At 41.9% G+C, this 25,654-nt stretch carries 25 protein-coding genes, 1 tRNA gene and 2 pseudogenes; 16 read left to right on the top strand and 12 right to left on the bottom strand.

Annotated elements, in window-relative coordinates:
- Positions 1–7: 7 nt before the first annotated feature.
- Positions 8–1,195, top strand: coding sequence for a DUF5009 domain-containing protein (locus tag ACQ86K_RS29600; protein ID WP_091167298.1), 1,188 nt, complete (start codon positions 8–10; stop codon positions 1,193–1,195).
- Positions 1,196–1,201: 6 nt separating this feature from the next.
- Here ACQ86K_RS29600 and ACQ86K_RS29605 read toward each other — a convergent pair whose 3' ends face one another.
- A complete protein-coding gene (locus ACQ86K_RS29605) occupies positions 1,202–1,651 on the bottom strand; it encodes a hypothetical protein (RefSeq protein WP_431199277.1) in 450 nt (149 codons plus the stop codon).
- A 46-nt stretch (positions 1,652–1,697) separates the two neighbouring features.
- On the opposite strand from ACQ86K_RS29605, the pseudogene ACQ86K_RS29610 reads away from it, so the two are divergent.
- Positions 1,698–2,682: pseudogene (locus tag ACQ86K_RS29610) on the top strand (pyruvate dehydrogenase complex E1 component subunit beta).
- Between the two features lie 166 nt (positions 2,683–2,848).
- Entirely contained in the window at positions 2,849–3,349 is a 501-nt protein-coding gene (locus ACQ86K_RS29615) for a hypothetical protein (RefSeq protein ID WP_091167292.1), read from the top strand.
- Between the two features lie 113 nt (positions 3,350–3,462).
- Here ACQ86K_RS29615 and ACQ86K_RS29620 read toward each other — a convergent pair whose 3' ends face one another.
- Positions 3,463–4,119, bottom strand: coding sequence for a metal-dependent transcriptional regulator (locus tag ACQ86K_RS29620; RefSeq protein ID WP_091167289.1), 657 nt, complete (start codon positions 4,117–4,119; stop codon positions 3,463–3,465).
- Positions 4,120–4,256: 137 nt separating this feature from the next.
- Here ACQ86K_RS29620 and ACQ86K_RS29625 point away from each other — a divergent pair, with 137 nt between their 5' ends.
- Entirely contained in the window at positions 4,257–4,694 is a 438-nt protein-coding gene (locus tag ACQ86K_RS29625) for a DUF5990 family protein (protein ID WP_091167286.1), read from the top strand.
- An 87-nt stretch (positions 4,695–4,781) separates the two neighbouring features.
- Here the strand turns inward: ACQ86K_RS29625 and ACQ86K_RS29630 are convergent, their stop codons facing one another.
- The 6 genes from ACQ86K_RS29630 to ACQ86K_RS29655 all read right to left on the bottom strand — a co-directional run bounded on the left by ACQ86K_RS29630 (position 4,782) and on the right by ACQ86K_RS29655 (position 9,493).
- Positions 4,782–5,324, bottom strand: a complete 543-nt coding sequence (locus tag ACQ86K_RS29630) for a hypothetical protein (protein ID WP_091167284.1) — start codon at positions 5,322–5,324, stop codon at positions 4,782–4,784.
- 376 nt (positions 5,325–5,700) lie between these two features.
- Positions 5,701–6,576, bottom strand: coding sequence for an OmpA/MotB family protein (locus tag ACQ86K_RS29635; RefSeq protein ID WP_091167282.1), 876 nt, complete (start codon positions 6,574–6,576; stop codon positions 5,701–5,703).
- A 251-nt stretch (positions 6,577–6,827) separates the two neighbouring features.
- Entirely contained in the window at positions 6,828–7,334 is a 507-nt protein-coding gene (locus ACQ86K_RS29640; RefSeq protein WP_091167280.1) for a hypothetical protein, read from the bottom strand.
- A gap of 129 nt (positions 7,335–7,463) precedes the next feature.
- Complete coding sequence (locus ACQ86K_RS29645; protein ID WP_431199278.1) at positions 7,464–8,888, bottom strand: S41 family peptidase; 1,425 nt, start codon at positions 8,886–8,888, stop codon at positions 7,464–7,466.
- The gene (locus ACQ86K_RS29650) at positions 8,801–9,214 is read right to left on the bottom strand and encodes a hypothetical protein (protein ID WP_431199279.1); all 414 of its coding nucleotides are present in this window, start codon (positions 9,212–9,214) and stop codon (positions 8,801–8,803) included. The genes ACQ86K_RS29645 and ACQ86K_RS29650 overlap by 88 nt, the downstream gene beginning before the upstream one ends.
- A gap of 63 nt (positions 9,215–9,277) precedes the next feature.
- The gene (locus ACQ86K_RS29655) at positions 9,278–9,493 is read right to left on the bottom strand and encodes a hypothetical protein (protein WP_090532134.1); all 216 of its coding nucleotides are present in this window, start codon (positions 9,491–9,493) and stop codon (positions 9,278–9,280) included.
- Between the two features lie 192 nt (positions 9,494–9,685).
- Between ACQ86K_RS29655 and ACQ86K_RS29660 the strand changes: the two genes are divergently transcribed.
- Entirely contained in the window at positions 9,686–10,258 is a 573-nt protein-coding gene (locus ACQ86K_RS29660) for a porin family protein (RefSeq protein WP_091167635.1), read from the top strand.
- 130 nt (positions 10,259–10,388) lie between these two features.
- On the opposite strand, the gene ACQ86K_RS29665 is transcribed toward ACQ86K_RS29660, so the two are convergent.
- Both ACQ86K_RS29665 and ACQ86K_RS29670 read right to left on the bottom strand, forming a co-directional pair.
- Positions 10,389–13,811 carry a ThuA domain-containing protein gene (locus ACQ86K_RS29665; protein WP_091167274.1) on the bottom strand — a complete coding sequence of 1,141 codons (3,423 nt, stop codon included), beginning with the start codon at positions 13,809–13,811 and terminating at the stop codon, positions 10,389–10,391.
- A 584-nt stretch (positions 13,812–14,395) separates the two neighbouring features.
- Positions 14,396–14,507, bottom strand: a tRNA-Asp gene (locus ACQ86K_RS29670).
- Positions 14,508–14,658: 151 nt separating this feature from the next.
- On the opposite strand from ACQ86K_RS29670, the gene ACQ86K_RS29675 reads away from it, so the two are divergent.
- Positions 14,659–15,135 carry an Lrp/AsnC ligand binding domain-containing protein gene (locus ACQ86K_RS29675; RefSeq protein ID WP_090532141.1) on the top strand — a complete coding sequence of 159 codons (477 nt, stop codon included), beginning with the start codon at positions 14,659–14,661 and terminating at the stop codon, positions 15,133–15,135.
- A 132-nt stretch (positions 15,136–15,267) separates the two neighbouring features.
- Here ACQ86K_RS29675 and ACQ86K_RS29680 read toward each other — a convergent pair whose 3' ends face one another.
- On the bottom strand, positions 15,268–16,713 hold the full coding sequence (locus ACQ86K_RS29680) for a glycoside hydrolase (protein WP_431199280.1): 1,446 nt from the start codon (positions 16,711–16,713) through the stop codon (positions 15,268–15,270).
- Positions 16,714–17,124: 411 nt separating this feature from the next.
- Here ACQ86K_RS29680 and ACQ86K_RS29685 point away from each other — a divergent pair, with 411 nt between their 5' ends.
- The 10 genes and pseudogenes from ACQ86K_RS29685 (at position 17,125) to ACQ86K_RS29730 (ending at position 24,410) form a co-directional block, all read left to right on the top strand.
- Positions 17,125–18,063 (top strand): FAD:protein FMN transferase, encoded by a 939-nt coding sequence (locus ACQ86K_RS29685; RefSeq protein WP_091167267.1) that lies wholly within the window; start codon positions 17,125–17,127, stop codon positions 18,061–18,063.
- Positions 18,064–18,249: 186 nt separating this feature from the next.
- On the top strand, positions 18,250–18,456 hold the full coding sequence (locus ACQ86K_RS29690; RefSeq protein WP_431199281.1) for a hypothetical protein: 207 nt from the start codon (positions 18,250–18,252) through the stop codon (positions 18,454–18,456).
- Positions 18,457–18,626: 170 nt separating this feature from the next.
- Positions 18,627–19,487: a hypothetical protein gene (locus tag ACQ86K_RS29695; RefSeq protein WP_431199282.1), complete on the top strand. Its 861-nt coding sequence runs from the start codon at positions 18,627–18,629 to the stop codon at positions 19,485–19,487.
- A 9-nt stretch (positions 19,488–19,496) separates the two neighbouring features.
- A pseudogene (locus ACQ86K_RS29700) lies at positions 19,497–19,771 on the top strand (response regulator transcription factor); the annotation flags it as partial.
- Between the two features lie 57 nt (positions 19,772–19,828).
- Positions 19,829–20,179 (top strand): winged helix-turn-helix domain-containing protein, encoded by a 351-nt coding sequence (locus tag ACQ86K_RS29705; protein ID WP_431200962.1) that lies wholly within the window; start codon positions 19,829–19,831, stop codon positions 20,177–20,179.
- 4 nt (positions 20,180–20,183) lie between these two features.
- Positions 20,184–21,518: a sensor histidine kinase gene (locus ACQ86K_RS29710; RefSeq protein WP_431199283.1), complete on the top strand. Its 1,335-nt coding sequence runs from the start codon at positions 20,184–20,186 to the stop codon at positions 21,516–21,518.
- 256 nt (positions 21,519–21,774) lie between these two features.
- Positions 21,775–22,455, top strand: coding sequence for an OmpA family protein (locus ACQ86K_RS29715; protein WP_112656120.1), 681 nt, complete (start codon positions 21,775–21,777; stop codon positions 22,453–22,455).
- A 170-nt stretch (positions 22,456–22,625) separates the two neighbouring features.
- Entirely contained in the window at positions 22,626–23,015 is a 390-nt protein-coding gene (locus ACQ86K_RS29720) for an HYC_CC_PP family protein (protein WP_091167255.1), read from the top strand.
- Positions 23,016–23,084: 69 nt separating this feature from the next.
- Entirely contained in the window at positions 23,085–23,585 is a 501-nt protein-coding gene (locus ACQ86K_RS29725; protein WP_112656116.1) for a heavy-metal-associated domain-containing protein, read from the top strand.
- Positions 23,586–23,609: 24 nt separating this feature from the next.
- Positions 23,610–24,410: a hypothetical protein gene (locus tag ACQ86K_RS29730; protein WP_129567916.1), complete on the top strand. Its 801-nt coding sequence runs from the start codon at positions 23,610–23,612 to the stop codon at positions 24,408–24,410.
- A gap of 309 nt (positions 24,411–24,719) precedes the next feature.
- Here ACQ86K_RS29730 and ACQ86K_RS29735 read toward each other — a convergent pair whose 3' ends face one another.
- Positions 24,720–25,637 carry a hypothetical protein gene (locus ACQ86K_RS29735; protein ID WP_129567915.1) on the bottom strand — a complete coding sequence of 306 codons (918 nt, stop codon included), beginning with the start codon at positions 25,635–25,637 and terminating at the stop codon, positions 24,720–24,722.
- Positions 25,638–25,654 lie beyond the last annotated feature (17 nt).

Raw genomic sequence — 25,654 nt, forward strand, 5'->3', positions numbered from 1 at the left:
TGACTGAATGAATAATTTTCTTAGCCGCATACGTTCAATAGATGCATTCCGCGCTGTAACAATGTTCCTCATGATATTTGTGAATGACCTGGATGGCATTCCGAATACCCCAACATGGCTTAAACACGCGGGCTCAAATGTTGATGCGCTGGGTTTGGCCGATACTATTTTTCCCGCGTTTTTATTTATAGTCGGGCTTTCAATTCCCTTTGCTTTTCAAAACAGGTTAAAGCAGGGCGACAATTTCAAGCTACTATCACGAATAGTGAGCCGCTCGTTCGCGCTCATTTTTATAGGTTTTTTTCATGCCAACATGGAAACCTATAATGAAGCTACCACCCTGTTACCCAAACCCGTTTGGGAAAGCCTGGTTACATTCAGTTTCTTCTTCATTTTTTTAGATTACGGCAAGGACACGTCACCAACTAAACGCTATATGTTGCAGGGCTTCGGTATATTGTTACTTGCAGGCATGGCAGCCCTCTATCGTACCAGCGACCCCGGACATACCTGGCTTCACTTTACCTGGTGGGGTATTTTAGGCCTGATAGGCTGGTCATACATGCTTTGCGCGCTTATCTATTACTATTCCGACGGGCATTTATGGGTACAGCTGGCGGCCTGGATGTTCTTCATTTTCTTTAACCTGGATGTGCACTTCGGCTTTCTTGATTTTATCGACAAGCTGCAGGGCTATATCTGGATAGCCGGCAACGGCGCTATGCAGTCGTTCACCATGGCAGGGGTATTTATTTCCGTATTGTACATGCGCCTCAAGGCCAATAACGAAATGAAGATGCTTTGGGTGGCCATGATCCTGATTGCTATCATCCTGTTTAACCTGGGCTTTATAGTGCGCTATTTCAGTGGCGGCATTTCCAAAGAGCGCGATACCCCTTCATGGGTGCTCATTTGTACCGGCATTAGTTTGGTGGTGTATGCTTTCTTTATTTTCCTGGTTGATGTTAAAAATAAATACAACTGGTTTAAGGTGATAGAGCCCGCCGGCACCAACACTTTTACCTGTTACATAGTGCCCTTCCTGTTTTATCCAATATATGAAATGAGCAGGATAGGCTACCCCGAATACCTGAGCCAGGGCACCGGCGGCTTAATCAAGTGTATTGTATTTGCTTTTGTAATGGTATGGCTTACGGGGCTATTGGATAAAATCAATATCCGGATCAAGATATAAACAAAGCTACTTTGTTTGATATGTTCTGATAACATTACCGGTTTGCGGATCTATGATAACAGCGGTATCGCACCAGTTAAATAATACAAATTCGTTTTGCTTATTGACAAGTGCTCCTATAAAGGGGCAGAAATCGCCGTTGTGATAGAGCGGTACATCTTTTATCTGCCATAAAAAATCGCCGGTTCTGCTAAAGGCAAAAACATTACGACGATCACGAACATTGTTGGGTATTTTCAATGTAACAACTAAAATACCGTCAACTTCAAAAATTTCCTCGATTGGATATTCAAAATCGATGCTATTATCCTCGGAAAACGTTATTTGATTGCCATTTTTAGAATAAGCCATTGTTAATTTTTGAATTAAATGGACACTATCAGTTTTTTTCGATTTTAAATGTAAAATATATGTATTAAAAATCAAACCAATACCACGGTTAATTGCATTTAACACATTAGTGTTTATATTTGCGTTCGCAAAAAAACATCATTTTACTATAATGAGAGAAATACAATTCAGAGAAGCGCTAAGAGAGGCCATGGTCGAAGAAATGCGCAGCGACGAGAATATATACCTGATGGGTGAAGAGGTTGCCGAATATAACGGCGCGTACAAGGTAAGCCAGGGAATGCTGGACGAGATTTGGCGCAAAGCGTGTTATAGATACGCCCATCTCTGAATTGGGTTTCGCCGGTATCGGCATCGGCTCGGCAATGAATGGCTTACGCCCTATCATCGAGTTCATGACTTTCAACTTTTCACTGGTAGCTATCGACCAGATCATCAATGGCGCTGCCAAAATGATGTCAATGAGCGGTGGCCAGTTTTCAGTTCCAATCGTTTTCCGCGGCCCTACCGGTAATGCAGGTATGCTTAGCTCACAGCACAGCCAGTGCTTTGAAAACTGGTATGCCAACTGCCCTGGCTTAAAAGTGGTTGTACCATCAAACCCATACGATGCTAAAGGTTTATTAAAATCAGCTATCCTTGATCCCGATCCGGTTATTTTTATGGAGTCGGAATTAATGTATGGCGATAAAGGTGAAGTGCCTGAAGAAACTTACTATATCCCATTGGGTAAAGCAAAAGTTGTTAAAGAAGGTGCTGACGTTACTTTAGTTGGCTTTGGCAAGATCATGAAAGTGGTTATCGCTGCTGCTGCCGAACTTGAAAAAGAAGGTATCCACGCTGAAGTGATCGACCTGCGTACTGTACGCCCTATCGATTATGCTACAGTTATCGAATCGGTAAAGAAAACAAACCGTTTGGTAATTATTGAAGAAAGCTGGCCGTTAGGTTCAATTGCTACCGAGGTTGCTTTCAAAGTACAAAAAGACGCGTTTGATTACCTTGACGCTCCTATCCTGCGTATCATGGGCGGTGACGTTCCGCTTCCTTACGCTCCAACTTTGATCCAGGAATACCTGCCAAACCCTGAAAGGGTGATCAAAGCGGTTAAAGAAGTAATGTACGTTACCAAGTAATCGTTTTAATATAAAATATGTAAAGAGCCCGATATGAGAATACCGGGCTCTTTATTTTTTGAAACTTTATTTTAGCTGCCCGCTTTGCCACATTTCAATCATCTTAATAGCTATTATTGGGGGATTTGTAAAAAATGCCTACTTTTAAAAATTAACATTTTTGAACATGCGATACACCTACTTTAAAGCATTTAAACCCTTATTTTTTATTGTATCGGCGCTGGTATTCACCGGCAATGTTGCCTTGGCACAAACCCAGGCGACCGCTGCCACCGCAACTTCGGCCGCGGCTTCGGTAACCGGGGTACAAACCTTTATTGATAAGTTTTTTAAAGAATACGACAAGCAAGGCACAGCCCGCGCAGTGATTGATATTTTTAAAAGCAACAAGCAGATGGATTCAACCCGGCTTACCGGGATTATTGTCAAAATAGATTCTATGCGAAGTGTAATAGGCAAATATCTCGGCAAGGACCTGATCATGCAACGCAAGGCTTCAAACAGCCTGGTACTGTACAGCTATCTGCTTAAACACGAAGGCCAACCGGCCCGCATGACGTTTATGTTTTACAAACCCAAAAATGAATGGGAGATCTACCGCCTCTACTTTGATGTAGACGTTGACGGTGAACTTGCCGAATCATCAAGAGTAACGGGGAAACCTTAGTTTGAGCTGAAAGCCGAAGGCAGAAAGCTAAAAGCTTTTTAACTTACAGATTAGCTTTAAGCATTCTGCTATTTTTCTCCAAAGCTTTAAGCCTTCGGCTTTCTGCTTTAAGCTTAATCTACTAATATATTCTCGCCAAACTTTTGCGAAACCGTGGTGTCCCCGCGGTTTTCAATTTTTATCACCAGCGAACTGTCGTATGGGATTTTTTCAATCAACTGAATTTTTGTTCCTATACCTATGTTCAGCCGTTGAAGGTATTGCAAAAATGAACTGCTGGTATCGCGCACAGCGGCAACATGGCTTTGGGAACCAGGTTTAAGCTCAGAAAGGCTTACAGAATAGGATTTGGGCACTTTACCGTTCGCCTTTGGTATAGGGTCGCCATGCGGGTCATATTCGGGAAAGCCCAGGAATTTATCCAGCCTGTCGGCAAGGGTGGCATCGTTAATGTGTTCCAGTTCTTCGGCAATATCATGGATCTCATCCCAGTGATAACCCAATTTCTCCAGTAAAAAAACTTCCCAGAGTCGATGGCGGCGTACAATTAATGTAGCATCCTTTAAGCCCTGCTGGGTTAACCTTACACCATTCTTTTTATCATATTCTATCAATTGTTTTTCGGTAAGCTTACGGATCATATCTACCACCGAGGCTGGGTTATTGCTGAGTGATTCGGCAATGGCGGTGGGCGTTATTTTAAAATCCTTTCCTTGTAATGCAAGGCGATAAATAGCTTTTAAATAGTTTTCTTCCGAAAGCGTATACATCAGTATTCAATTTGATAAAATACAAACATAAGCAAAAGTAAAACGCTTATTACATCCTGAACGTTAGGTAGTGCCTCAGCTTAAAAGAAAATACTCCGGATAAAACTTTTGAAGATTGGTTTGTATTATAATTGTATATGGATATTCAACTTTGTATTCGCCTTCAAAATCCTCCGGAGGGGGTAGATTTCGGAATTCAAAAGGGTAGCGGAACCGGATATGAAACCATTCAGACACAACGATCCGATGGGCTGGATATCCAATTTAATCTGACGATTCAATTAAAAAGCGATCCGCAGAAGATTAATGAACCCCGATTTTCGGGGCCGTTTGTACAGGGAAAGCCCGCAAGTCAATTCCTTTATATCGACGTGGGTGAATATGCAGGCCAGGTGGGAGGCTGGAGCCGCAGGGTTAAAATTCCACTTTCCGGAGTAACCTGGGACATGATAACCCAGCTTAGCCATCATCCAACTGCATTCCTTATAACGAGCTTTCCGGGAACAACAAAAGACGGCAGTCCCATTTGTGCTACGGTTAAACCATTTGAAGGCTGGAAGGTAAATATGCCTTAAACTGAGCCTCAATGAACTTATAGATACGCCCTGGAAACAAAATAGGCCTCCTTTTCGGGAAGCCTATTTGTTAAATAATAATGTTTATTAGTGATGTCCGTGACCACCGCCGTGACCATGTCCGCCGTCACCACCGTGACCGCCACCATGACCATGATCACCGCCACCGTGCCATCCGCCTCTGTTTGGGTTACCTCCATGCCATCCGCGGTCGCCGCCGCGCCAGTGATTGGCATATCTTACATCACGACTGTTACGGATAATCACCTGATCATGACGGCCGCGATAGCCGGAATAATGATCCCTGTAGTATGCATTGCGCATCCATGGGTTACGATCATTTATTACAACCTTGTAGCCATTGTAAACATTGTAGTTACGATACCTTACAGGTAAATACCTGCGGTGTACCCATACATTGTTTTCATAGTAAACATAATTATGGGTTGGCACATCATAGTAAGCATCAATATCAGGCATATAATAATAGTCAACATGATCATAGCCTACAGGCCCCCAATCGGGCTGACTGCCTATGTTGATCCCTAAACCAATACTAACCTGTGCAGAAGCTATTTTTGCAGAGAAGCAGCTTAACAAAATAACTGCCGATAAAATCATCTTTTTCATAACGCGTGTAATAAGTTATATTTATATGACTATAGTTAAAGCCCGTGGTTTAACCTGTCTTAATATCTGTTGCCCCATTTATTCAAAACAAATGCCATTGTAATGGTAACCTTAGTGTAATGAAGCAAGCTCAATTAATTGTAACACAGCAAATGCTGGTTATTTTCCGTCTTAATTAAATGAGCAATATTCCAAATTAAAAAAACTGTGTTTTGTTATCATTCGGTTAATAATTATATGGAAAATAAAAGCTTTCCGGGATTCCCGTAACCCTGTTTTAGCCTTTGCAATACTGTCTGCAAAAACATACGAAAATAGCTGCATAAAAAAAGCCACCCTAACCGGGTGGCTTGAAATATTGATAGCTAAACTACAATTATTGTTTAGGCGGCGCGGGCTGATCGGCCGGTGCTTTGCCTATCAGGTCCATAAACTGATCCAATTTTGGTGTTATGATAATTTGAGTACGCCTGTTTTGTGCTTTACCACTCGGGGTTGAGTTATCCGCGATAGGATTATACTCACCGCGGCCACCGGCAGTTAAACGTTTAGGATCAACCTGGTAAGTGGTTTGCAGGGCCTGCACTACTGATGAGGCACGTAAAGCACTTAAATCCCAGTTGTTACGGATATTTTTCTGCGAAATAGGGACATTATCTGTGTTACCTTCAATCAGCACGTCATAATTGCTATAGTCCATAATGATCTTGGCTATCTTGCTTAAAGTAGCACCTGCCTTATCAGATATTTCATAACTGCCCGATTTATACAACATGTTATCAGATAATGAAATGTACACAACTCCTTTCAAAACCTTTACATCAACATCCTGGGTTTCCTGCGGAGTTAATGAGCGGGTAAGATTGTTGGTCAACACCATGTTAAGCGAATCGCTTTTGTTTTTAGCGTTAACCAGTTGTTGTATGTAGCGGTTTGAAGCATTGATCTCATCAACCAGCTTTGATATGTTCACATTGCCCTGACTGCTTGAGTTTAAACATTTGTTCAAAGCATCCTGCAAAGCGGTTACATTTGTTTTTTGCTGCTCAATTTGCTCTTCAAGGCTTTTGTTACGGCTACGTGCTACGGCAAGGGCCTGTTCGCTGGTTTGGTACTTAATGCTTAGGTCTTTGGTACTGTTTTGTAATTGGGTGTAATTAGCATCCAGTTCTTTGTACTTTTTGCTGCTTACACAGCTTTGGCCTAATACTGCTACTACAAGCAGTGCCAAAATGGATATTCGGTATTTCATGGTGTAATTTGATTTAAATCGGTTAACAATAAATCGGTTAACTAAGTAACGAATATAATGTTTGTTTATAGCTAAACCTAAGTAAACAAACTATAAAAGTTAACCCAAATGTGACATAAACGGGCAACTTTTGTGCCGAAGACCAACTATGCCCCTAAGGGAAGATATAAGGGGAATTGCAAGAAAAAGGGCTGTCCTTTTTGGGGGACAGTCCTTCATAAAAACAATCAAAATTATAACAATACAAAAACTTAATCGCGGTGGTCATTGCCGTGATTGTCATGACCATCATGTCCGCGTTTATTACCATTTGATTTTTGTTTTACGTCAACCCTGCGCACGGTTTTACGTTCAACCCAATGGTTACGGTATTTTTCATCGTGGCTATCACGAATTACAACCTGATCATGACGGCCTTTGTATGAAGCATATTTACGTTTGTAAACATCGTTCCTAATCCAAGGGGTGCGCTCATTAACTACTACCTTGTAGCTGCGATATACATCATAGTTACCAAAACGTGGCGGCAACATAGCCCCATGAACCCAAACATTATTATCAAAATAAACATACTGGTGGGCATTGATATCGTAATAAGAATCAATATCGGGCAGGTAATAATAATCTACATGGTCATAACCTACGGGGCCCCAGGCAGGTTGGCTGCCTATGTTGATATTTAAGCTTATTTGCGCGCTGGCTATTTTTACGGTTAAGCTGCTTAATAATATAGCAGCTGTTAAAATTATCTTTTTCATTTGGTGTTATTGTTTGTTTGTAAGTATATGACAATAACAGGCCATAAAAGTTTAACTCCCTTACCTATTGCAAGGGGTAACTAATTGGATACAATGTGTGTTTTGAATTGAAACAGACTGGTGTTCAACCTATTCGTCGTCGTCATCTTTATCGGCTGCTTTTTTAGCTGCCATGGCCAATACAGGTTTTCCGATAACTTTATAGCTGCCTTCGCCTTTTAATATTGATGCCAGCTGGGCTTTGTCTTGCATGGTTTTTACGCTCTGCGCAAGTTCTTTATCGTATTTAAAGTTGGTTTCGTAACGGCCTTTTTCGTAGTAATAGCGCGACGCTATTTCGTTTTCAAGTACTTGCTTTATTTCGTCTTTATGTTGAACAAGATCGTTCTTTTTGCTGGCAATAAGTTTGGTTTTCAAACCTTCATACTCGGCCTGGATATCGTTGAACTGTTTATCCTTCGTGGCTTCAACTTTTAAAGTGGTTAATAATTTTTCGGATGCGGTGGTGTAGCTATAGTTTTTATCGGCCAGGTATTTTATAAAGTCATTGTATTCACCGTCAGATAGCGTAAACGAACGGGCATCGGCAATTTTAGCGTGCTTATCGTGGTAAACTGTGGCATAATCAAATATCAGCAGTTTGCCCACCAATGCCTGGGTAACATTGGCAAATTTTTCCTGTTTAATAAAGAGGTCTGGGTAAATGCCGCTGCCGTCATAAACAGAACGGCCGTTCTTTGTTTTAAATTCATGGATCAGCGAATCGGCCACTTTTACCACACTGCCATCATCCTTACGGTGGGTATAATCCAGCTCCTGAATACAACGGCCCGAAGGCACGTAGTATTTGGCAATGGTAATTTTTACCAGGCTATTGTATGGTAAATTGAAAGTTTGCTGTACCAGGCCTTTGCCATAACTGCGCTGCCCGATGATCACCGCGCGGTCGAGGTCCTGCAGGGCGCCGGCAACAATTTCACTTGCCGATGCCGAATGGCTGTTTACCAATACCACCAAAGGCAAATCGGGTTCGAGCGGTGCGCTGATGGTGCTGTAAGTAAAGTTCTTTTCCTTTATCTTCCCTTTTTGAGATACAATTTCCACATCTTTCTGCACAAAAAGGTTCACTATTTTTACAGCTTCCTGTAATATACCGCCGCCGTTTGAGCGAAGATCAAGAATGATACCGCTGGGATTTTTCTTTTTTAGCTCCACGAGGGCATTGGTAACTTCGGCAGCCGAATTTTCAAGAAACTTATCCAGTTTAATGTACCCCATGTTGCCATCAACCATGCCAAAGTACGATACATTGGGCTGTTTGATCTCGTCACGAACCAGGTTCTTTTCAAATGGCTGAGGTGTATTATCCCGTTTGATGAACAATTTTATGGCCGCACCCTTTGAGCCTTTCAGCAGTTGGCTCACCTGGTCATTATTCTTGCCGTTAAGGTCAACATCGTTTATCTTCAGGAGCTGATCGCCGGGGTGTACATCTCCTTTTTGGGCTGGGAAGCCCGCAAACACTTCCGATACAAATACTTTACCGTTACGCAAAAAATACTGGCGCCAATGCCGCCATACTGGGTACTTACGTAATGCAGCTTATAATCTTCAATTTCCGATTCGGGCACAAACTCGGTATAAGGGTCAAGGCCATCGAGCATGGCATCAACACCGGTTTTTACCAGCTTGGCCGAATTGATATCATCAACATAATTGATATTAACCTCTTTATAAACAGAGGCAAAAACATCAAGGTTCTTAGAGATCTGGAACAGGTCGTCATTAAAACCCACTATACCCGCGGCCAGCAAGGCAATACCTGCAAATAAGCCTGCTCTTTTGTATTCTTTTTTGAACACTAAACCCTGTTTCATCATTTATCCTCGAAAAAAATAAAAATACAAAAAAGCTATCCAGTTTGTATAACCGCAGTGTCTATTTTACAGTCGGTTGGTATCAATATTCACCAGGGCCTTTTTTAGGGTAAAAACCACATATTTGCGATCGCGGTTTACCAGGTCCATCAGTTTGGTAATCAAGCTTTCTTCCTGTCCTTCACTGTATTTTAACTGCTCGTCTGTAAGGTGGTTGTATTTACGTTGAATCTTAATTTTTACGCGTTCCCAATCCTTGTTGGTAATACTGATTTCAGCCATGTTCAATTTATTTTCAGCAAAAATATAAAAAATACCAAGTTGCTACTGCTAATTGTTTGGCTCGTGTATTGATAATACGTAATACGGCTCAAATATGGGCCGGGTTATAACCAAAGTAAATTAATAGCGTAGGGCCGTATACAATTTAAAGGATAACGTGCGTTTATGGCTTTACATTTAACATCTAAAATCATGAAAAAGTATCTATTAAGTGCAGTATTGCTGATAGCTGTAAGCATCAGTGCAAAAGCACAATTTTCTTTAGGCGTAAAAGGGGGTGTCAATTTTTCAAAAATTGGCTCCGATAATTTTAACGACAAAAACCTGACCGGCTACCAGGCTGGTTTATTTGCCCGCGTAGGCAACGGCGTTTACTTACAGCCAGAGCTTTACCTGAGCGGCACCGGCGGTAAATTTGAATCAAATGATAATAATACCGCATTTAGTGGCAAGGTAAGGTTCACTAACCTGAATGTGCCATTATTGGTAGGTAAGTCATTTGGCCAAAAAGATCTGAACTTCCGCATTATGGCAGGGCCTATTTATACTTACACGCTTGATCAAAGCACCAGCGTAAGTAATAACGTAGGTAATGCATTCAATGATTTTAACAAAAGCAATATTGGTTTCCAGGCCGGGGCCGGTGTTGATATAGGTTCAATCACTGCCGATTTGCGTTACGAAGGCGGCTTAACCAAAGTGAGCGACAGTTTTGCTAAACGCCAAAACCTTTGGGCACTAAGTGTGGGCTTTAAGATTTTTTAAAGATTATAGAGAGTTCGTGGGGACACGAACTTTGGGAATGTAAAACGGCCCGGCAGATTAACCTGCCGGGCCGTTTGTTTTTATCTCCCCCCGCGTAATTGCTATGACGGGTGGTTTAGGGCTCTTGCCCCTACTTCGCACTAAACACAACTGATGTTACCCCTGCTGTCATAGCGGCTTTACTTGCCGGTTTGTATATGAAGAACAGCTTATGCATTTTACCGTCAGTTACCGGCGTAAGTACCAGGTGAACAGCGCCGCCTTTAGCATCCTTAGCAGGCACAGGCATACTTCCTTTACCTGCAAGGGTTCCTGTTTCCGAATCGATCCTTAATTCAAAATTAAGCGGAGCAGTAGGTGGTGCTTGCCAGAAATTGGTTAGGTTAATGGAGCGTACGCCTGTTAAATCGATATTCTCCAATGCAAACCAACCGTCGGTAGCCGGATAGATCATCAGGTTAATGCCATTGTATTTAAAGGCGGTAAACCCGTTGAATTTTTCGGTGCCTTTAAACTGGTAAGTACTGCTGTTTAACGATACAATGCTGCTACCTGTTAATTTCTTAATATCGTTACCGCCATCATCAGTGTATTTGGCCGATAATACTAAGGCTGCCGACTGCTGTTTTTCAGGCGGAGCAGGCATAATAGTGCCAGATGCAGCTAAAGAAGGTTTTTGATTGCTGTTATCGAGCGAAAGTACCCAGTTAATGATCTGATCAAGGTCGCCCTGCTTAATGTTTGGATGGGCAGACATAGCTGTTTCACCCCAAACACCGGCACCACCTTTAATTACCTTTTGGGTGAGTTTGGCCATGGCATTAGGATCTTTTTTGTATCTGGCCGCAACCTGAACAAATGACGGGCCTATTGATTTACCGTCTTCCTTATGGCAGCTTTTGCAATCCATAGTTAACATGAGTGTTTTACCGCGGTTTTCGGGTTCGCCTTGCTCGTGCTGTGCCGCTGATTGCGCCTTGTCGAAACCCTCAATATAATCAAGCCCAACATAAATACGTTTTGGATCTATCGCTTTGGTGTCAGGTCCATCGGTTACGTTAACCGCATATTTGAACGGCACGCCAGGCAGGTAGAACGATTTATTACCACCACTGATATTGATGCTAACAGTTGGTTGCTCGTTACCTGCGTAAACACTAACCGGCGCGCTTTTACTTGCTGCACCTTTATCGTCTTTTGCTTCAACAGTAATTTTGTAATCGCCAACTGTTGTGTAAGTATAGCTAAGCGATGGGGTGGTTGTTTCTTTAGTTACACCATTACCCAGGTTCCAGGTGTAAGAAATATTATCTTTTTCCGGATCAGCGGCTTTGGCAGTCAACTTAACAGTAAAAGGCAGTACGCCAGATGTTTTATCAGCTTTGAAAGATGAAATTTCGGGAGGACGGTTGCCTGAAATATAGTCAATACGGAACAGGCCAGCATCCGGGTTATGTGAAAACCAACCGCTGCCGTACTCCAAACCATAAAGCCTGCCATCTGGGCCAACTTCCATATCAATCATGGAGTTTACCTTCAATTTAGGGAAGAAAGGTTCCATCTTATCAAAATCACCTTCAGGAGTTAGCGTGATGGCCTTTATCCATCCGCGCATCCAATCGTATGCTAAAAACTTGCCGTTGTAATAATCAGGCAGGCGGGTTTCTTCCGGGAACATATCTGTATAATAAACCGGACCAGCCATAGCGTTACGACCGCCGGTACCAACCTGCGGAAAATCTGCCGATGGGCCATAAGGATACCAGATAAATGCAGGTTGCGCCGGCGGCAGATCGGTTAAACCTGTGTTATTACGCGAGTTATTAACCGGGTGCTTAGGATCAAACGCCGGGCCCGATTTGCCTGTGGCATAATCATAAAGGTGGTACGGTTTGTTATCGCCTACAAAATATGGCCAGCCAAAGTTACCCGCTTTTTTAGCCTGGTTAACCTCGTCGTATCCCATGGGGCCACGGTTGTCAAGGCTGTCATTGTGCGCATCCGGACCCACTTCGCCCCAGTACAGGTAGCCGTTTTTCTGATCTACCGAAATCCGGTATGGGTTCCTGTCGCCCATTACATAAATCTCCGGGCGGGTTTTTGGCGTACCTTTCGGGAACAGGTTGCCTTCGGGGATTTCATATGTGCCGTCATCTTTAAGGTTGATACGCATAATTTTACCGCGAAGGTCATTGGTATTACCAGCCGAGCGGCGGGCATCAAACTGCAGGTGACCCGGCCTGTCATCAAGCGGTGCATAACCGCTGCTTACGTACTTTTGTCCTTTTTCGTCAAACGGAGTTGAGTTATCTCCGGCCGAGAAGAACAGGGTTTTATCAGGCCCCGGACCGAATGCTATCGAGCCACCTGTGTGGCAGCAGATATCACGCTGGGCTTTCACCTCCAAAATAACCTTCTCCGTTTTTTTATCCAGGGTATCGTTTTTAAACGTAAACCTCGAAAGGCGGTTTACCGAACTATCGGCAGGACTATAATAAATATAAATCCAGTTGTTTTTTTCAAACTCAGGGTCTTTAGCCAGTCCAAGCATCCCTTCTTCGGCATTTACATTGGGCACATGTGCTTTCCAATACACATCAAAAAAACCAACCTGTTTCACCTTCTGGGTATCGTGTTTGTACAGCATGATCTCGCCGCGGCGCTGGATCACCATAATATCCAGGTTCGGCAATATGGTCATTTCGGTAGGCTCAAAAAATTCGCCGGTTGATAATTGTGTCTTTTTAAAGCGATCCTCATCGGGTGGCAGTTGGGTTTTAGCCTTGCTGTAATCCAATTCCTTATTTTCGCCTATGGCATATTTAATACCGGCAAGCAGCATTTTCAGGTAGCCTGTTTCTTTATAACTTTCGTCGGTATGGCCCATGGCTGTATAAAATGCACGGCCCCCGTCAAAATCATGATACCAGGTGGCAGGGTGGTTACCCATACGCTTCCCTCCTTTGTAACTGTTTTCATCAAGGGTAATGAGTACATGTACATCTGTGGCCAATGGCTTGCGGAAACTATAAAACTCATCGGTGCGTTTCCATACTTTAGGCAGATCTTTAGTTGCATCGTTGTTGGCATCAACTATATTATAAGTGCCGGGCTGTACATTCGGGTTTTTATCATGGATACCCGGGTGGTCATAAAACCAGGCGCCAACCAGGCGACCATACCACCCCCAGTCATATTCTGTATCGGCGGCAGCATGAATGCCTACATAACCGCCTCCCGCCTGAATATAACGTTCAAAGGCTGCTTCCTGCCTGTAATCAAGTACATCGGCAGTAGTGCTTAAGAAAATAACAGTTGAATACTTTTTGAGGGTATCCTCGTTAAACATTGCCGAGTTTTTTGTAGTGTCTACCTCAAAGCCATTTTCGGCGCCAAGCTTTTTGATAGCGGCTATACCTGCATCGATGGATGCATGGTGAAAGCCCATTGTTTTTGAAAAGATAAGCACGCGCGGTTTATTGGGGCGTGTTTTGTTACAGGATAAGTAAATGCAGCTGAATGCCACAAGAACCATCAGGACGATTTTTTTCATATCGACTTAATTGCAGATTGGGTTAATTGGTGTTCGGATCGGTTTCAGGACTCAAGGCAGCAATATACCACAATCGATTGCAATAAATTGGTGCCTACCAAATTTATAACTAAATCTTTACGAAACAATATGCAATGTGTAAAAATGACACATTATTTTTTACTGTGATTTTGACGGTTTTTGCTGCGTCCGGTCATATATAGAAAGGTTATTTCCTTTCCTGCTTTTTTCGGCAGGTGCCCGTGAAGCTATCCGGATGATGTTATGCGAATTGGCTTAGGCTGATTACAATATTTTGGAGAATGCAAAATAAAAAAGCTGTAAAAACAGCAAAGCCCCTGATGGGCAGGGGCCTTTACTAACCAATTATAAACCTAAATTATGAGAAGAGCTGTAGGAGAAGGAGTCGAACCTTCACGGAGTGGTTATTTTTATCGCTAAAAGTTTCCCAATTTCTCCGCCACCGCGACAAGGAGGTGTGTCTGCCAAAAATTTCACCATCCTACAGTGTTGTAAGTCTTAAGTCGTTAGTCTGAAGTTCTAAGTCTTTTGACTTAAGACTTCTGACTTTGTACTTAAACTTGCTGTTGGGGAAGGATTCGAACCTTCACAGAGTGGTTAGCCCGCTTCGGGTTTTCCATGATCTCCGCCACCGGGACAAGGAGGTGTGTCTGCCAAAAATTTCACCACCCAACATTGTTTTTACTTTAAAGAACATTAAGCATTTCCCTTTTGCTTGATACAAATTTAATAGGACTATCTATTTCTTGCAAATATTTCAACAAAAATATTTTATTTTTAATCGAATTTTAATTAAACTTGTATTTCAATATAGATATTCAAATTTATGTCCCACAGAAAAGCTCAAAATTTAGAAATTGATAATCTTGACATCCAGATTTTATCAATATTAATGAAAAATGCTACCACTCCATACACCGAGATAGCTAAAGAGTTGATTGTTTCTGGCGGAACCATACACGTGCGGATGAAAAAGTTAGAGGAGATGGGTGTAATAAAAGGGGCCAGCCTTGAGGTAGATCCGCAAAAGTTAGGATATGACATCACTGCATTCCTGGGTATTTACCTCGAAAAAGGATCACAGTATAATGAAGCTGTAAAGCAATTAAAAACAATTAAAGAAATTGTCGAGTTGCATTACACTACCGGCGAATGGAGCATTTTTGCTAAAATTGTATGTCATGATACCACTCACCTGCGTGAAGTTTTGAACGAGCAGATCCAGGGTGTAAGAGGCATTCAACGTACCGAAACCTTCATTTCGCTTGAAGAAAGTATCAGGAGGCAAATAACGCTGGAATAAATTTTTACTCAAATTATTGAAACGCCTACAGCCTGGTTTTTACCGGGCTATAGGCGTTTGTTTTATGAAAACCTCAAATTGATTACCAAAAAACGGACTATCGAGCGTTAAAAGGGAATATTCATGACCCGATTACCATGTCACCCTAACTGTAGTGAAAGATTTTCCGGCATAATCAACATCATAATAATTTTGATTCACATTATCCTGGCTCCAAATCAACGCGTTATTTTCCGTTGCACTGGTCCTGTAAATCCTTATTGTACTTATATTGCCGCCAAAGTACAGCCTAACCCTGTTTTGGGGATCGGTATTCCAGTTAACTACATGAATATCGGCCTTGTTTGAGGTTGTAAAAGCGCTTACGTTATCCGCTCCAAAGTTCGTTATGCCGGTTAAGGTTGTCGGAATATAATTTTCGTTAAGCAGGTTAGCCGTATATTGTTGAAAAACGTAGTAATTTTTCTTTCGTACCGCCGGTGCTCCCCAGGGAGTATACAGCAGCCCGCCAAAATTAGTTTCAGGATTACCCCATTCAAAATACAGCCAGCCTTTGGCTCCGCCCCTAAAGGCATCATGAAATTTATTAACAAGGTCAAGGGCAGCCGTTAATTCATCCGGTGTAGTCCCCATACCAAAGCCAGCGTGCCACTCCGTCATATACAGGCCCTTTGCACCCGCTGATGAAGAGGCTGATGAAAAGTTAGCAGCCGAACTATTTAAATATTGATGAGTGGTGAAAAGACTTACGTTCCCCGAGGCATTAAGCCCCGAAACATATGATCCGGTATGGGTTACATCAATACAATCCGGAGATGCAAAAACAGGTACAGAGATACTCAATGACTGTAATTTAGTTTTAAGCCATCCGGCAGTGCTTGTATATACACTTTGGGCTTGCGCTGTAGTAAACTCCGCCGATTCGTATGCTATACCCGAAGACGGGTAATCGGGCTCATTCATTAAGCTCAAATAATTAACTGTTATTCCATTGTCTTTTAGATTTTTAATATGAGCATACAAAAATTCGCCGAATTCGCTATAAGCATTTGTTACACCTGCATTAAGCGTTCCTCCATTATTAACGCTATTGTTAGTTTTCAAATATTTAGGCGGAGATAATACAATGGCCCAAACTTTAATAGCCGGATTTATAAGCTGCGCTTTTTTTAACGCTGTTATCTGGTCAACCAGGTTAGAATTGCCGATAAAATTAAATTTAGAAAAATCGGTGTTATTCGGGTCTGTATTATCATTCACATCCTCCACTCCATCAGCTCTAAGTACAATTTTAAAAACATTTACATTAAGGTCATGCCAAAGCCAGTTGCTTGCATCAGTAAAATTAGTTATCCCGTTTACCAGGTGCCCACTATAAAAATAGCAGCCCGCCCCTATAAGGTCAATCTTCTGGAGGGGGCTTCCTATTCCTACAGTTATGCTTCCCCCGCTTTGAACGGAATTTATAACTGGCTGATTCACGCGTTGCTGTGCAGGAGGGACAGCATTTTTACGACAGGACAAAACAGCGCAAGCCAGCGTCACAGCTATCGCTGAAAGGATTTGATTCTTTCTCATAAACTTTTCTTTGATTGATAATTGGTCCGTAATTTTCGATAATAAAACAAGCTGATAAATGGACATAATCAGGTTTTATATGGACTATATTACTTTCAGGATATTCAACACCATATCCTGCTGAAAATTTATAAAAGCAGAGGAAAAAAGATATTTTATTTCGATGTTGCTTCAACACTGCCCTCTTAAGTTAGCGCTTCTGCCCGCTTTAACTCTTTTTATCATTTAAGTGTTAAAAAATGTCAAAACCAGTTAATTATATTAATTAAAAAGCCTTTTTCATCTCAATTTCATAAAGCGCCGCTACTTTAGTTTTTGTAAAGGAGTGATGTAGCGTAATTGATCAAACTCGCGTAAGGTAATTTACGGTGCATTGTGTGTTCATTTTTAGATACTTAAAAGATTATTATTATGCTGGCTATAAAAACTTTAACCGATAATTTAACAGTCTACAAACGCAACATACGTTTAATGGGCGATAAATTTGAGATTAGTGTAGTGGGCAATAACCCCCTGCTGGCCGATGAGCAAATTGACATTGCCATTGATGAAATTAACAGAGTTGAAAAACTGCTTTCGGCTTTTAGCGATGACAGCAGCATCAACCACATAAACCGTAATGCCGGTATTGCCCCGGTTAAAGCCGATGGTGAAACATTCAGGCTCATTAACAGGGCACTGCAAATATCAGAACTTACTTACGGCGCTTTTGATATTACCTACCTGGCTGATAACGCATTTAACGAAACCACAGCCGAAAACGCTTCGGTAAAAACCGCCAAACGTACGCTTCCACTGGCCAGCTACAAAAACATAGTGCTTGATGCTGTAAAACAAACTGTTTTTCTGAAAGAAAAAGGTATGCGCATCGGCTTTGGCGCAAACGGCAAAGGTTACGCTGCCGATCGGGCTAAATATGTATTGCAAATGAACGGTGTGAGCAGCGGCGTGATCAATTTTGGCGGTGACCTTCTTGCATGGGGCTTACAGCCAAACCTGCAGCCCTGGACTGTTGCCGATGCCGACATTAGCCAGCTAAACCAACCCTTTGCTGATTTGGAGATCAGTAATCTTGCTTTTGCTACATCGGTTAACGCCGAAAAATATGCAAGTATCAGCAATAAAAAATTCACCAACGTATTTAACCCTAAAAAAGGTTTTCCGGTTAGCGGTATTACAAGCGTAAGCATCCTTAGCCCTACCGCCGAATTTGCCGACGCTTTGGCCACACCAATACTCACCATAGGTGTTAACGCCGGCTTATACATGATCAATCAGCTTAACCAGGTGGCCTGCGTTATTATTGATGATCAAAACCGGGTTTATCCGTCAAAAGATATTGCTCTCTGACTTTCAAACATTAAAGTACACTCATAAACCTTTCGTCATAATTGTGATCTGGTATAATTCATTTGCATCGGCATTTTTACAAGTGCTCCTGCAAATGAATTGTTATTTGTTGTACCTTTCTCATTTTGGTGTAAACATTTAAATTGTCCTTTATTTGAGCCTTATTTTTACCTTTTCTTCCCCTCAATGATAAAGTGGTTTGCGTATATTGTCCTGTTATTGATATTTGCAACACGTATATCATTTGCCAATGCCCTTACAAAAAACATTGATGCACTTGCTCATGCCGGTAACAAAAAACCGGGTGCGTTGTCGTATACTTTATTAGCGGCTGATACTACGACTAAAACCAAAAAGCAACTGGAGGATGAAAAGAAAAAATCAAAGAAATAGCCAAAGCAAAGCGGCAGGCTAAGCCGGCTACCGTTGACGAAGATGCCGTACCGCCTAAGCCCAAACCAAAAAGGCAGCGCCGCCCCGAAGGCATGGAGCGCCCGCCCGAAATACCGAGGAGAAATGGCAGTTAAACCGGTTAAACAATTTACCATATTGATGAAATACCTTTGCTTACTTTTTTTATGGCTGCAAGCGGTACCGTATTTGGTGCGGATACTGATTTGCGCATTTTTGCCGGTAAGCGCCCTTTAGTAGCCGATTCTGATACTATTATTCGTAAGCGGTCAATTTCGGCCGGGGTAAGTTATGGCAGCGACGTGCTGTTTTTTGGTCGTACCGGCCCGGTAAAATATCCTTTTGTTACTGCCGATCTGATTTATAATACCAAGTCGGGTATCTTTTTATATGGCTCGGCCTTTAAAGTTTTGGGGTATGCCCCTGTTGATGAGGTTGATTTGGGCGGGGGATATTTTTACAAGTTTTCAAAAGCATTTTCCGGCTCAGCAAGTTATACGCGGTTCTTTTTTGCCAGGGATGCAGCACAGGTTATCAAGTCGGCCTCCTCAAATGATATCAATTTTAAAAACTCATACGATTGGCATTACCTGAAAACAAGTGCCGTGCTTGATTATCTTTTCGGCAAATCGAACGACATTTTTTTAACGATAAGCAATTCAAAATACTGGGAAAGCAGCTGGAGCATTTTTGACGACCAGGATTTTCTTTCCTTTAACCCTTCCTTTAATTTCATCCTGGGCACGCAGAATTTTGTTCAGCGCTATTCACTTGATCATCATTTCAGGGATGAGGCCGCCAATATTTCTATACAATATGACCCGCGTTATGCGAGCCGTAACCGCCGGTTCAACATGCTTAATTACAGCTTCAAAATCCCGGTGGCTTATAACCGGCCGCATTATACGTTTGAATTTTCGTACAAATATTCTATCCCGGTTAACGTAGAAGGAGTATTGCTTAACCGGCGCGAATCATTTTATAATTTAACTTTTTACTACGTTTTTTATTAGTCATAATACATGAATGTTTTAATAATAGAAGACGAGACAGCACTTGCCCACGAACTGGAAATTTTTCTTTCAAACTATAACTATATCTGCGAGGTTTGTTTTGACGGCGCTTCGGCATCCGAAAAAATTGCCACAAACCTGTATGATTTTATATTGATAGACCTGGGCCTGCCCGATTATGACGGCCTTGATCTGCTCAGGGAATCAAAAAAACTAATTCGGAGGCGGCATGTATTATACTCACCGCCCGCGCAGAGATCAACGACCGGATCAAAGGCCTCGACCTTGGCGCCGACGATTATCTGCCTAAGCCTTTTTCGTTGCTTGAGCTGCAAAGCCGTATGCAGGCAATCATCAGGCGTAAGTTTGGTGTTAAAAATAACATTGTTGAACTGGGTGGTTTCCTGATCGACCTTACCGCACGTACTATATCCTATTATAACAGCGTTGTTAATACCATTACCAAAAAAGAATTTGACCTCATAGCCTATTTAATTTTACATAAAAACCGTACGCTTACCCGCATGCAGCTGAGCGAGCATATTTGGGGCAGCGTGGTGAATAATGACTATGACAGCAATTATATTGACGCGCATATTAAAAATATCCGTAAAAAATTAAATGCCTATGCCCCGCCCGACTGGCTGGAAACGGTACGTGGTTTGGGTTATAAAATAAAGATCAACGTCTGAGTATTTGAAATTAGGAACAAAACTTACCCTTTTTAACGCCATCTCCAAGCTGGTTATCGTGATACTATTTGTATTGCTTGTTCCTGTATTGATCAAAAATATCAGCCGTAATTATGTCGACAGCAAGCTTATCAAACAAAAAAACAAGCTGCTGCAAATTGTAAAAAGCAAGGGCATTGAAACCTACATCGAAAACGGCGAAGGCTACGGCAGCTACCTCCCGCTTAAGGAAGAATATATCAGCCTGGACGAAGTTGATCCCGATTACTTCCTGGATACTATAAAAAGAGGCAAGCGCCTTTTTAGTGAAGGGGATACATTAGAGTATCGCATACTAAGCCACACCTTTAAGGTTAAGAACAAAAATTACCTGCTGGAAATTGGCAAAAGTGTAGATACTTTGGATGAAACCAGCGTCCCGCTGCAAAACATAGCTTTCCAGGTATTGCTGGGAATGATTTTGTTGACCGTATTAGCCGACCAGGTATATTCAACCTATGTACTTAAGCCTTTACGGCTTATTATTAAAACCAAGCTTGTAGGGCAAAAATTCCCTAATTTTCATACCTACCGGCAGGTACGTACTACCACATCAGATTTTCAGCACCTGGATATCAGTATCCATAACATGATTGAAACCATTGCGGATAAATTTCATAAAGAGCGGGAGTTTATTTCCAACGCATCGCATGAGCTTATGACACCTATCTCTATTCTTCAGTCAAAAATCGAGAATATGTTTGAGGAGGAGGATATCAATGATGAGCTTAAAGGCAAGTTATTGGAAATGCAAAAGATCCTGAACCGGTTGAAGAGCATTACGAAAACGCTGCTGCTCATTTCGCAGATAGAGAACGAACAGTTTTTAAAAGAAGACAAGATATCGGTATCCGAACTATTACAGGAGGTTTATGACGAGATCTCCATTCGCCTGCAGGATAAAAACATCAGCTATGAAATGTTGATGCCTGACAACTGGCATTTTGTCAACGTCAATAAATTTTTACTCTTTAACCTGTTTTTTAATCTTATTAACAATGCCATTAAATACAATCATGAGGGCGGCAGCATTAAGGTAACAGGTATTGCTGTAAATGATAAATTTATGATCAGTATAGCTGATACTGGCGTCGGTATAGATGAAGCCGCCATCCCACTGATCTTTAACCGCTTTAAAAAATTCAGACAGTCATTAAAACAAGACAGCTTTGGATTGGGCCTGCCTATTGTAAAATCAATAGCGGCCTTTCATGATATTGAAATCAATGTAATTTCTGAAAAAGATAAAGGGAGCACCTTCAAACTTATTTTCCCGGCCACGTTGATAGTAATTTCCTAAACTTCAAAAAAGCATGCCAAATTGTACTGTAGCAAAAATTTTACTACTGCTTTGTACTAAAAATCGGGCAGTGTTGTAAAAATCAATAATCCTGCATTCTTTACTCCACTGAAATTAACTTTACTTATCATTAAAAAAATGTTGCTATGATTGATGGAGGGTGTTCTTTTAAAGGAAGCAGTCTATAATACTGCCATCAGGTTTTTTTGGCATCTGCTTTGTAAAAAGTACGGTATAACATAATTATACAAGTACGATGAGAACGCTTAAATTAAAAGTAGCCACCCTTGGTATAGCATTAGCTACAGCAGGCATATTAGGCTCAGGATGTAATTCACTTACAAAAACACAAAAAGGTGCTGCTATTGGCGCGGGTGCCGGTGGTACAGTAGGTGCTTTTATTGGTAAAGCTGCCGGTAATACCGCATTAGGTGCTATTATAGGTGGTGCTGTAGGTGGTACCGCAGGTGCTTTTATCGGCCGTAATATGGACAGACAAGCTGCCGAAATTAAACAAACAGTGCCGGGCGCCACAGTAACCCGCGAAGGTGAAGGCATTTTGGTTAAATTTGATTCAGGTATTTTATTTGACACCAATAAATCAGATTTGAAACCTGCTGCGGAAACTAACCTGCAAAACCTGGCTGCCTCATTACAGAAAAACCCTGAAACTAACATTACCATCATCGGCCATACCGATAATACCGGATCTGACAGTTATAATCAAACACTTTCAGTAAAAAGGGCGGATGCTGTAAAATCATATTTAGTTGCGGGTAACGTAGCCTCATCACGTATGACAGTGACCGGCAAGGGCGAAAGTGAACCAATTGCCGATAATACCACTGCCGATGGCCGCGCACAAAACCGCAGGGTTGAGATCACCATTGTGGCAAACGAAAAAATGAAGGAGCAGGCAAAACAGGCTGCCCAGTAATACAGCGTAATAATAAGATCAGTTAATAGTTTAAAGAGAAAGTCCCCGGCGCAAAGCCGGGGCTTTTTGGTATATGCCAAAATCACTATTTGCACATTTGTTAAACAATGTGTTATCCCAACTGATAAAAACATTTTGTAATCAACAAGTTAATCACCTACTTTTGCAGTATGGTAAAAAGATCAGGAGCGATATTACTCACTATGCTGTACACAGTTACGGTATTGGGCTTTGCTCTTAATTTCCATATTTGCGGCGACTATGTAGCATCTGTAAAAATTGATGCCCCGGCGGTTAACTGCAAAATGGACCAAAAAGGCGGCAAAATGAAATGCTGCAAGGATAAACAGGTTGAAGTAAAAGTAAAAGACGCTCACCAGGGCGAATCAACTTCCTTTTTAGCAAAGATGTTTGGCTTTGAACTGCCAAGCTGGTCGTTCGATAGCTTATTTCCGGCCTTACCATCTTCCTCTTCCGACAAATTTTATGACCGCAGCCCTCCCGATCCATCGGTTCAGGGCATCGCCACATTTATCCGCAACTGTATCTTCCGCATTTGATCTGTTAATTGTTAAACCCGGTAAACCTTATCAATAGTTTATTCTCTAACAATTAATTATACGATCAACATGAAAACTTTAAAAATATTCATCATCATATTTGCGCTTTCTGTAACAGCAGCTAAAGCCCAATTTACCAAAGCCGAACTCCAGGTTAGCGGCCTTACCTGCGCACTATGCGCCAAATCAACCGAAAAAGCATTACGCACACTGCCGTTTATTGGCGAAATCAAAACTGATCTGATCCGTAACACTTACCTCATTACCTTTAAAAATGACGTTCCGGTAAATTTTGAGCAGATCAGCAAAAAGGTTCAGGGTTCTGGATTTTCGGTTAACAGTTTAAAAGCCACTTATAATTTTGCCAATACCAAAGTTGCCGAGAATGCATTTAACTACGGGGGCGATACTTATCGCCTGCTTAACGCTGCCGATAAATCATTCACCGGCGATGTGAGCTTTACCGTGGTTGACAATGGTTTCGCACCCAAATCGGTATCAAAAAAATACCTTGGCCAGGTTACGGATACCGCCCCTGCAAGCGGCCGCGTTTATCATTTAGCTATCTAAGTTCTTCATTTAACATCATTTTTTATGAAGAGGATATTATTGGCTGTTTGCCTTATGGCAATGGCACGCCCTGTATCGGCGCAGGAACTGTATGTAAATACAGAACCTGCCAGCAATATGGCAACCGGCTCATTGGGCATTCGCGTGGAAAACCAGGGATATTTTAAGCCATCGTACAAAAACCGCAGTACTATTGAAGCCATGTATGGCGTTAGCCGGCATTTGATGGTGCATGGCTCGGTTTACATGTCTGATTATTATAATTCAAGCCAGCACTTTGAAGGTGGCAGCGTGTACGCTAAGTATCGGTTCCTATCTATCGATACCGTTCAAAAGCATTTCAGGGGCGCATTTTTTGCCAAGCTATCAAGTATTAACAATCCTATAGTGAACCGGGAGATCACTTTAGAAGGTGATAACAGCGGTGCACAGGGCGGTGTAGTTTTCACCCAGTTGCTGCATAAGCTGGCGCTTTCAGGTTCGGCAAGCTATTTGCGGGCTTTTAATAACAGCGGGAACTATGAAATTTCAACCAATAGAGTACGTAATGCCGCGGCTTATACCTTATCTGGCGGCTATTTGCTTTTGCCACGTAATTATCGCGACTACAAGCAGGTAAATTTAAACTTGTATTGTGAACTGCTGGGCAAAATCAACCCAGGGCATAGCGAAAGTTATCTGGATGTTGCACCCGCTTTGCAACTGATCTTTAACAGTACCTGCCGGCTTGATTTCTCGTACCGTACGCCTGTCTATAATGATATGCAACGGAATACTAAAAATATGTACCTCATCAGGCTGGAGTACAACTTTTTTAATCTTTAACCCTGCTTTCGTTCACCATCGTGTATGTGATATTGGTTGAGGCTTTTGCCCAACATCATTTATGACAGCACACCAATTGGATTTGAGGTGTATTTAAGGATAAGCCCGGCGCTGATGAAAATTTAATGATGACTAACTTTTCGAATTAAATCAAATTACACGAATTGGAGTAATGCATAATTCCATCTTTATTGTAATAATGTCCTTTTGGAATATCAAACACAAGAAGAGGCCCGGTTTGCTACGCAAACCGGGCCTCTTCTTGTAATTCGTGAAATCCGACCTAAATCGAAAAATTAGTGCCGATAATTATTTAAGCGTTACACCTGTTTTACCCATAGTACCACCATCAGCATAAAGCATAATGGTATAAGTGCCTTTCTGGAATGGCAGGGTTGGGTTTATCCAGTCGATGGTGTATTGTGTGCCATCATCCTTAAAATCAATGGATGTTTTGTAGGTGTATTGCAGGTCCTGGCCATCGGCGCTGAAAGTTCCTGAATCAGGTGCCGTGATCAGGTTTCCGGTTGGGTCAATCACGCGTACATAAATATCATGCATAGTTTTTGTAGCCAAAGTATTGCTGGCCACAGTGAAGTTGATCTTCAGTTTTTTGGCTGGGTTTGCACGGGTTACGTCAACCTCTTTTCCGCTGCCTTTTATTTTATAGGCAACCACATCCGAAGTTGCAAGCTTGAGCGCCTGGGCTACTTTCACCTTAGCACCAAGATCCTCATTTTGTTTGGATAGCGTATCCACCTTTTTGGCAACCGTTGCCAAATTGGTTTTTAAAGTATCCCTTTCGGTGGTGAGCGATGTGTTCTGTTTTTTGAGCTCATCAATGTCGGCAGTATACTTGGTTACAAAATAACGGAGTTGTTTTACATCCTCCTGTACTTTGGCAAGTTCCTGTGCGGTAAGTTTACCTTTGGCCAGTTTAGCCCTCAAGACTTTAATGGTAGATTTTAACGAATCGTTTTTGGCGGTTAGTGCCGCTGTCATTTTGGCTTTGCCTGCAGTGACCTGTTCAACCTGCGATTCAAGACTGTCGAGCTCGGTTTGCAGCCTTGTTTGCTCATCATGCTGATAAACTATTTTTTTATCGGAGTTGTTTTTTTGCAGGTACAGATACACATCGGTACCCAATAAAGCAAGTACTACTACAATAAGAAAATAAATGACGTTTGAGTTTTTCTTAGGTTGTTGTTGCCCAGATTGGTTTTCCATAGCAATTAAATGTTAAG

This window comes from Mucilaginibacter sp. P19 (assembly GCF_050632265.1).
Taxonomy (GTDB): Bacteria; Bacteroidota; Bacteroidia; order Sphingobacteriales; family Sphingobacteriaceae; genus Mucilaginibacter; species Mucilaginibacter gossypii.

Bases quoted from the DNA above. Each gene is read 5' to 3' on its own strand.
- ACQ86K_RS29730 (WP_129567916.1), top strand. From the start codon at position 23,610: ATGAAGAGGATATTATTGGCTGTTTGCCTTATGGCAATGGCACGCCCT.
- ACQ86K_RS29720 (WP_091167255.1), top strand. From the start codon at position 22,626: ATGGTAAAAAGATCAGGAGCGATATTACTCACTATGCTGTACACAGTT.
- ACQ86K_RS29665 (WP_091167274.1), bottom strand. From the start codon at position 13,811: ATGAAAAAAATCGTCCTGATGGTTCTTGTGGCATTCAGCTGCATTTAC.
- ACQ86K_RS29685 (WP_091167267.1), top strand. From the start codon at position 17,125: ATGCTGGCTATAAAAACTTTAACCGATAATTTAACAGTCTACAAACGC.
- ACQ86K_RS29625 (WP_091167286.1), top strand. From the start codon at position 4,257: ATGGATATTCAACTTTGTATTCGCCTTCAAAATCCTCCGGAGGGGGTA.
- ACQ86K_RS29635 (WP_091167282.1), bottom strand. From the start codon at position 6,576: ATGAAATACCGAATATCCATTTTGGCACTGCTTGTAGTAGCAGTATTA.
- ACQ86K_RS29735 (WP_129567915.1), bottom strand. From the start codon at position 25,637: ATGGAAAACCAATCTGGGCAACAACAACCTAAGAAAAACTCAAACGTC.
- ACQ86K_RS29620 (WP_091167289.1), bottom strand. From the start codon at position 4,119: ATGTATACGCTTTCGGAAGAAAACTATTTAAAAGCTATTTATCGCCTT.
- ACQ86K_RS29675 (WP_090532141.1), top strand. From the start codon at position 14,659: ATGTCCCACAGAAAAGCTCAAAATTTAGAAATTGATAATCTTGACATC.
- ACQ86K_RS29725 (WP_112656116.1), top strand. From the start codon at position 23,085: ATGAAAACTTTAAAAATATTCATCATCATATTTGCGCTTTCTGTAACA.
- ACQ86K_RS29680 (WP_431199280.1), bottom strand. From the start codon at position 16,713: ATGAGAAAGAATCAAATCCTTTCAGCGATAGCTGTGACGCTGGCTTGC.
- ACQ86K_RS29600 (WP_091167298.1), top strand. From the start codon at position 8: ATGAATAATTTTCTTAGCCGCATACGTTCAATAGATGCATTCCGCGCT.
- ACQ86K_RS29640 (WP_091167280.1), bottom strand. From the start codon at position 7,334: ATGAAAAAGATAATTTTAACAGCTGCTATATTATTAAGCAGCTTAACC.
- ACQ86K_RS29655 (WP_090532134.1), bottom strand. From the start codon at position 9,493: ATGGCTGAAATCAGTATTACCAACAAGGATTGGGAACGCGTAAAAATT.
- ACQ86K_RS29660 (WP_091167635.1), top strand. From the start codon at position 9,686: ATGAAAAAGTATCTATTAAGTGCAGTATTGCTGATAGCTGTAAGCATC.
- ACQ86K_RS29705 (WP_431200962.1), top strand. From the start codon at position 19,829: ATGCAGGCAATCATCAGGCGTAAGTTTGGTGTTAAAAATAACATTGTT.
- ACQ86K_RS29715 (WP_112656120.1), top strand. From the start codon at position 21,775: ATGAGAACGCTTAAATTAAAAGTAGCCACCCTTGGTATAGCATTAGCT.
- ACQ86K_RS29690 (WP_431199281.1), top strand. From the start codon at position 18,250: ATGATAAAGTGGTTTGCGTATATTGTCCTGTTATTGATATTTGCAACA.
- ACQ86K_RS29615 (WP_091167292.1), top strand. From the start codon at position 2,849: ATGCGATACACCTACTTTAAAGCATTTAAACCCTTATTTTTTATTGTA.
- ACQ86K_RS29630 (WP_091167284.1), bottom strand. From the start codon at position 5,324: ATGAAAAAGATGATTTTATCGGCAGTTATTTTGTTAAGCTGCTTCTCT.
- ACQ86K_RS29650 (WP_431199279.1), bottom strand. From the start codon at position 9,214: ATGATGAAACAGGGTTTAGTGTTCAAAAAAGAATACAAAAGAGCAGGC.